The following is a 7,614-nucleotide window of genomic DNA, read 5'->3' as shown; positions in this document are numbered from 1 at the left end:
TTAAAACCTCTTCTTCTTAACATCTTCTAAGATATTATTAGCTATATCACTTACTGTACTAGAAATAATAGCTGATTCATTAGCAATTTCAACATTATCTTTAGTAGTTTGATCAATTTGTGCTACGCTATCATTGATTTGAGTAATACCTGCAGTTTGTTCTTTAATACTTTCTGCCATATCATTGATAGATTGAACAAGTAAATTAGTATTAGCTTCTATTTCAGATAAAGACTTTTGAGTTCTCTCAGCTAGTTTTCTAACTTCATCAGCCACAACAGCAAAGCCTCTACCATGTTCTCCAGCACGAGCTGCTTCAATAGCTGCATTTAAAGCTAGAAGATTAATTTGATCTGCAATATCTCCTATAATACCTGTAACATTTTTAATCTCTTCAGATTGAGTGATAACATCACTAGTTTTAACTGAAACATTTTGCATAGAAGAAGTGATCTCTTCTAAAGCTGCTGCAGTTTCTTCTAAAGATTGAGCTTGAGAATTTGAAGAAGTGGTTAAGCTTTGAACAGCAGTTTGTAATTTTCCACTTTCATTAGCTAAAGCATTAGCAAAGTCTGAACTTTGTTTTAGCATTTTAACTATTTCATCGCCTAAAGCATTAGTAGTTAATTCAACACTTCCTGAAGCATTAGAGATTTTATTTCTAAAATCTAAGCTTTTGTATTCTTCAAATATTTTATGAATAACATTCATATCAGAACCTACTCTAGCTTGTAAAACATCAAGAAGTTTATTTAGAACATTTTTAAGTTCAATAAGTTGTGGGTTTCTTGGATTAGCAGTAATTCTTGCTGTTAGATTACCACCTTCTACAACTGATACGGTTTGAACTGATTCTTTAACAGCTTGATTGTCTTGTTCTAAACCTTTTTTAGTAGCAAGGATGTTTTCGTTGATCATTTTGCCCATTTTTCCAAGTTCATCATCGGCTTTGATTGAAATTAAATCAACTTCGTGTTTTTCGTGATTTAAAAAACGAAAGAAATTTTCTAAAGATTTTAAAATGACAGGAATTCTAGATCCAACTATTTTTTTAACGCAGACATAAACTATAATCAATATGACAAGTAGTATAAAAAAAGAAATAACGATAAAAATAATTTCTAATTTCTTTAAAGGTGCTAAAACTGAATTTTTAGGAGCAGTTACAACCATACTCCAATAACTTGAATTATTTGCAGTACTAAAAGATGAAACGGATGCATAGCTTAAATCTCCAGTTGAAGCAACATAATCATCTATTATAACAGTTTTGTGTTCTTTAACAGCATTATTGACTAACTCCACAGAGGGATCTTTATTTATATCACTGAGTGTTTTTAAAATGGCATTATGATTTTTATGAATGGCAATAACACCTTTATCAGTCATTAAAAATCTTAAATCCCCTTCAAAAAAATCTAATTTTGGGTCAAGTATGGTTTCAGAAACTTCAGAAAAATCTAAAGTATATCCAGCAACTCCAATCAATTTACCTTTATTATTAAAAATAGGCATTCCAAAATTAATACCTAGAAAATCTTTTCCATCGTAGTTAAGTTTAGTTGGTGGCCCAACAAATAAACTATCTTTATCTCCATATTTAGCGTTTTTTTCTACTTGCTCTATAATCTTTAAATTATCAAAATTATTTGGCGTTTGAATCGTTTCTATTCCTCCAGATTTTCCAGTGGTTTGATCAAAATAAATCATAGCAAAAGTTTTACCATCAGAACTTGTGTATCTTTTATCAATTCCTTGAGCATCCCCTAGCACTGAAGTATCTTTTAAATACAAAAAAGTATAAGCTGAATATAAACTACTATCAAATAAATTTTTCATTAAGCTTTCAATCAAATCAGCATCAACTTGATTATTGTGTTCAAACATATCATTTAAGGAAGTTGCGGTTCCTTTTGCAAGTGCAACAGTTTCATTTAGAATACCTTCCATATAATTGGTGTATCTTTTTGAAGCTAAAAATATTGAATCTTTGGCCTCTTTTTCCATATTTTCAGAAATATATATGGAAACTGTTGAAACTAATACGATAATGCCTAAAATTACCCCTATAGCTACAGATAGAATAAGCTTAGTGCTTATATTTAAAGAACGAAAATTCATATTTTTTCCTTAACTTTTAAAAATTTATAAAAAACTTAGTATAGTATTCTATAATTTTTTAAAATATTCTTAAAAATTTTAATATCTTTTGTAATTTTACCATATGTTAACTTTTTATAAATATAAGTATTTAAAATATTAAAATTTTATTGAAGTTAAGAATTATTAATGCAATTTACCTTTGAACAAATTTTTATCGCAATGCTACTGACTCTTTTTGCAGGTTTTTCTACAGCTATAGGTTCTATAATAGCCTTTTTTTCTAGAAAAGATGATTTAAGGGTACTTTCTTTAGGACTTGGTTTTTCAGCTGGGGTAATGATATATATTTCTTTCATGGAAATTTTACCCACTGCACTTAAAGATTTTAAAAATCACTATGATTCGCATTGGGCTGAGCTTTTGGGATTAGCTTGTTTTTTTGGTGGAATTTTAATATCTTTATTGATTGATAAATTAATCCCCGAAGATGTCAATCCTCACGAGCCTAAAGAGGATTTAAGCGAGTTAAAAATTTGTCCCTTACCTCAAAAAGGACAAAATCCTCCGAAATTTCATCCTGGAGAAAAGTTGCATCAGATCAATACTAAAGCTTTAAAACGCACAGGGATTTTTACAGCTTTGGCTATTGCTATACATAATTTCCCAGAAGGTTTTGCTACTTTTATTTCGAGTCTTGACAATCTTACTTTAGGAATTGCTATAGCTATAGCTGTGGCTATACACAATATCCCTGAAGGTTTGGCCGTGAGTTTGCCAATTTACCATGCTACAGGAAATAAGAAAAAGGCTTTTATTTATTCAGCTCTTTCGGGTTTTGCAGAGCCTTTGGGTGCTTTTGTTGGAGCTTTGATTTTATTGCCTTTTATAGGCGATCTTACTTTAGCTATAAGTTTTGCTGTGATTGCAGGAATTATGGTTTTTATATCTCTTGATGAACTTTTGCCCGCTGCAAAAACTTATGATAAGGCCCATGATAGTTTATATGGACTTATATTAGGAATGGCAATAATGGCTTTAAGTTTAAATTTGCTTGGACAATAGAAAGCCTTACGGCTTTCTTGCAATTTAATTCACACCTTTTGGCGCATTAAAGGCAGTAAGTTTTGGTAGTTCACCTTTAAATTTTTCTATGTTTACGAGCCCTGTGTGAGAGATATTGCCATTGGCAAGTTTTGAAGTTGGCATATCCATGGTTAAAACATTTGCATTTCCACATTTGCAAAGTCCGTTTTCATTAGGATCATACCAAGCACCTTCACAAATCCTTACAACCCCTTGCATGATTTCATCACTTACAACAGCCCCTGCTAAAACTTCGCCACGTTTGTTAAACACGCGCACTACATCGCCATTTTTTATACCAAGTTTTTTTGCATCTTTGGAATTGATTAAAATCGGCTCTCTATCTTTTATTGCATAAGTATCTCTTAAGCTTGTGTGGCAAAGTTGAGAGTGTAAGCGATCTCTTGGGTGGTTTGTAAGTAAGTGGAAAGGTGCTTCTTTGGTTGCATTTCCAAGCCATTCAATAGGCTCAAACCAAGTAGGATGGGCTTTGCAATCATCATAATTATAATTTTTAATCGTTTCTGAGTAAATTTCAATGAGCCCTGAATCTGTACCCAGAGCATTTAAGATAGGATCTTCTATAAATTCTGAAAAACGAGTCCATTCTAAACTTTCAGCTGTTGGTTCAAAAGTGATTGGTTCATTTTTAGCCCAAAATTCTTCAAAACTTGGCATAGGCGTAGCAAAAGCTTCGCCAAAACTTTGAGTTTGTTTTAGGGCACTGTTGTAGTATTCTTTGATGAAATCTTTAGCTTTTTTGCCATTTTCTGTGTAGGCATTAAAGACATCTTTTCCATAAATTTTACAAATATCAGAGAAAATTACATAATCATCTTTGCTTTCACCCACAGGCTCAACTGCTTGTTTCATAGGAGCTATATGCATATTTGAATAATCTCCTGTCATGGTAATATCATCTCTTTCATAAGATGAAGTTACAGGCATAACAATATCTGCCATTTTAGCTGTTGGAGTCCAGTAAATTTCATTTACCACAACGGTGCGTGGTTTTCTCCATGCTTTTACATTAGTGTTGGTATCTTGATGGTGCACTAAAGGATTTCCACCTACCCAGTAAATAAAATCAATATCAGGATAGGTAAGCTTAGAGCCGTTGTGATCTATGGTTTTTCCAGGGTGAAGTAAAGCATCAGCGATTCTTGCTACAGGGAAAGAATAACTCGCTGCATTTTGAAGCCATTCTGCACCTTCGTTTGAAGTTTCGCTTTTTGCTAAACCTTTAAATTTACCATTGTTCCAAATTCCTAAGCTACCTGCTGTCATACCGCCGATAACTCCGCCTTTGCAAGTTGGAACACCACCATTGCTGTAATGGTAGCTTAATCCAAAACCACCTCCTTTTGTGCCGATTTGTCCTAACATCGCACAAAGAGTAACTAGCATCCAGTGAGGCTGTTCGCCATGATGTGCTCTTTGCATACCCCAACCACTCATAATCATAGTAGGATTATCATAAAAAGTTTCAGCTAAATTTTTGATAGTTTTTTCATCGATACCGCAAATTTTACTTGCCCATTTGGTATCTTTTTTCACTCCATCTTCTTTACCTTCTAAATAATCTTTAAATTTATCAAAGCCTGTAGTGTAAGTGTCTAAAAACTCGTAATTGATTTTTTTCTTAGCAATCAAATGGCTTGCCATACCCATCATTAAAGCTACATCGGTATTTGGGCGTGGAGCTATCCATTTGGCATTTAAAAATTTCGCTGTAGTGGTTTTTACAGGATCTATACAAATCACTTTGATTTTACTGTCTTTAAGTTTTTCAAAGTATGCCAAACCTCTTTGTTCGTTTGAAGTCCAAGCTATACGTAAAGTAGAAAGTGGATCAGCACCCCAAATCACAACATATTTAGAATCACTTAAGATATTTTCCCATGAGGTTTGCTGCTCATAAACTTCAATTGATCCTACAACATAAGGCATAATCACTTGAGAAGCTCCTGTAGAATAGTCTCCTGTAGCTCCTACAAATCCACCTGTTACATTTAAAAATCTATGAAGTAAGATGCGTGAGTTTTGCATATTTCCACTTGATTTCCAGCCATAGCTTCCACCAAAAATCGCACTTGCACCTTTACTATCTCTTGTTTTTTTAAGCTCTTTGGCGATAAGCTTGATCGCTTCACCATAACTTACGCGAACAAACTCATCTTTTCCGCGAAGCTCAGGTTTAGGATTGTCAGGATTTTCAAGGTAGGATTTACGCACATAAGGATACTTCACACGAGATTTATAAACCATATCGGCAGTATAGTGCTGTAAAGGATTATCCATTTTTGTAACTTTTTCCCAAGGTTCACTTTTTACTATCTTACCATCTTTTATAGTGAGTTTTAAAATCCCCCAGTGTGCTGCGGTAATCACTTCTCCATTTTTTACAAGTCCAAGGCTAACTTTTGAAGCTTCTAAGGTTTTTCCTGCACTTAAGCTTGGAATGAGAGGTAAAGCACTTAAGCTCGCTCCAATTTTTAAAAATTTTCTTCTATCTAGCATGCTTTTCTCCTTATTTTGTTTTAAAATCTTTTGCGTTTTTTTGTAAGTATTCTATAACTAGCCATCTGTCTTTTTTATCAATACCTGTTCTATCAGCCATAGAACGGAAAATTGCAGGCCAAGCATTAGCTGTAAATTCTTTTTCTTTGTGGATAGCATGACAAATTCCGCAGTTATTTACAAAAAGCTCTTTGGCTCGACTTAACATTTCTTTATTGTCTTTGACAAATTCTTTTTGATCTGCCCAAATTTCAAGGCTTACCTTATCCCATTTTCCATCTTTTCCAGTTATTCTTTGAGAGAAATTTAATTTTGTATTTTTAGAAAAAGCTGCAACAATAATTCTTTGAGAGTCATTGAAATAAATTACAGAAGGTGCTTTAGGATTTACATAACCATCAATTTTTAGCAAAACTTTGTTATTTTCGCTTTTTAACACTTCAAAAGGATTTGTAGGTAAAAGTCTTCCTATGACTTTAGCATCATCTTTATTAAGATAAAGTGATACAACTTCATCGGTATAGACGGTATTTTCTGCCCATAAACATGTCGCTAGGACAACAAAAGAAATGAAAATCTTTTTCATTGCTATTCCTTAATATGAATTTGATGTAAATGTATTTTAACACTATTTAATTTAATTATTAATTAATATTAACAAAATATTAATTAATAATTAATAACTTTTTTAGAAAAAAATAAGTATTTTATAGTTATAATTTGCAAATAAATATACAAGAAAGGAAGACAATGTTAAAATCTATTGGAACTAAATTAACCCTTTCAGTAATTGGAAGTGTTATGGTTAGCTTAGTCTTTATGATTGCCATCATATCATGGAAAGTTTCTCAAAATATGGAAAAAGAAGCAGAAATTGCTCTAGACATAGCTTCAAAAAGATATGTAAATTATATGCAATCCACGCTTAATGAACCTTTTTTACTCTCTAAAGCATTAGGTACTAGCATACAACAAGTTATTAATGATAATGGGAATATTGACATTAATGTATTGGAAAATTTAACCAAAAAAACATTAGATTCAAGTATGCATACCACTTATGCTTTTTTGTACATTAAAGATCTTTCAGTCTTGTCAGGAAATAAAGATAAAGACACTCAAAATGGAAATTTATCTATTGTTTATAATGATTCAACTCCAGGGATTGATGGAGGTATTAAAACATTTATACAAAATAAAAATATGTATAACAGCATACCTGTAATCTCAAAAATTGAAAACAATGTGCACAATGGAGAGCAAAAAGTTACTTTTGGTTCAGTTAAGCGTCTTGATTATGGTAATGGAGAATTTTTAGGAATAAACTTAGGAATGCCTATTTTTAATCAAAAAGGAGACTTTGCGGGAGTTATTGGTTTCTCTTTAGAGCTTTCACAGATGTCTAAAGCTTTACTTGATCCTTCTTTAAATTTTCACGAAGGAGATCAAAGATTGCTACTTGCAGATGATGGAACATTTGTTATTCATGAAAATCCTAAAGCAATTTTGCAAAAAATCAATGAATACAACCATTCTCCTTCTGTAGCTCCTATATTAAGTGCTATTAAAGAACATAGAGATATTTTAATCAATAATTTTTATACATCTACAGGTTTAACTAGTTATGCTTCGGTTTCTTCTTTTAGTACATTAGAAGATTCAAGTCGCTGGAGTATACTTGTAACAACCCCTAAAAATTCAGTTTTAAAACCTTTATATCATCTTCAGTTAATTATAGTTGCTGTAGTTGTTATATTTTTAATTATAATTTCAGCTATTGTATATATGTGTATAAAATATATGGTAAGTGCAAAAATTAATTCAATTTTTAAATCTTTGCAAAATTTCTTTGACTTCATCAACCATAAAACAAAAAATGTTTCTACTATAGAAGTAAAAAGCAATGAT

General features: G+C 31.9%; 4 protein-coding genes and 1 pseudogene. 2 read left to right on the top strand and 3 right to left on the bottom strand.

Features of this window, described 5'->3' with window-relative positions:
* Positions 1-2,121, bottom strand: a complete 2,121-nt coding sequence (locus AJ887_RS00860) for a methyl-accepting chemotaxis protein (protein ID WP_070240070.1) — start codon at positions 2,119-2,121, stop codon at positions 1-3.
* A 168-nt stretch (positions 2,122-2,289) separates the two neighbouring features.
* Between AJ887_RS00860 and zupT the strand changes: the two genes are divergently transcribed.
* Positions 2,290-3,165, top strand: a complete 876-nt coding sequence (gene zupT, locus AJ887_RS00855) for a zinc transporter ZupT (RefSeq protein ID WP_052776816.1) — start codon at positions 2,290-2,292, stop codon at positions 3,163-3,165.
* Between the two features lie 24 nt (positions 3,166-3,189).
* Here zupT and AJ887_RS00850 read toward each other — a convergent pair whose 3' ends face one another.
* Together AJ887_RS00850 and AJ887_RS00845 are read right to left on the bottom strand one after the other, a co-directional pair.
* The gene (locus tag AJ887_RS00850; protein ID WP_070240071.1) at positions 3,190-5,706 is read right to left on the bottom strand and encodes a molybdopterin guanine dinucleotide-containing S/N-oxide reductase; all 2,517 of its coding nucleotides are present in this window, start codon (positions 5,704-5,706) and stop codon (positions 3,190-3,192) included.
* A 10-nt stretch (positions 5,707-5,716) separates the two neighbouring features.
* Positions 5,717-6,292, bottom strand: a complete 576-nt coding sequence (locus AJ887_RS00845) for a cytochrome c3 family protein (RefSeq protein ID WP_070240072.1) — start codon at positions 6,290-6,292, stop codon at positions 5,717-5,719.
* A 1,250-nt stretch (positions 6,293-7,542) separates the two neighbouring features.
* On the opposite strand from AJ887_RS00845, the pseudogene AJ887_RS10590 reads away from it, so the two are divergent.
* Positions 7,543-7,614: pseudogene (locus AJ887_RS10590) on the top strand (hypothetical protein); the annotation flags it as partial.

The organism is Campylobacter sp. BCW_6466 (assembly GCF_001762835.1).
Lineage (GTDB): Bacteria > Campylobacterota > Campylobacteria > Campylobacterales > Campylobacteraceae > Campylobacter_D > Campylobacter_D jejuni.
This window is presented reverse-complemented; position numbering and strand designations above follow the sequence as displayed.

Bases quoted from the DNA above. Each gene is read 5' to 3' on its own strand.
- AJ887_RS00860 (WP_070240070.1), bottom strand. From the start codon at position 2,121: ATGAATTTTCGTTCTTTAAATATAAGCACTAAGCTTATTCTATCTGTA.
- zupT (WP_052776816.1), top strand. From the start codon at position 2,290: ATGCAATTTACCTTTGAACAAATTTTTATCGCAATGCTACTGACTCTT.
- AJ887_RS00850 (WP_070240071.1), bottom strand. From the start codon at position 5,706: ATGCTAGATAGAAGAAAATTTTTAAAAATTGGAGCGAGCTTAAGTGCT.
- AJ887_RS00845 (WP_070240072.1), bottom strand. From the start codon at position 6,292: ATGAAAAAGATTTTCATTTCTTTTGTTGTCCTAGCGACATGTTTATGG.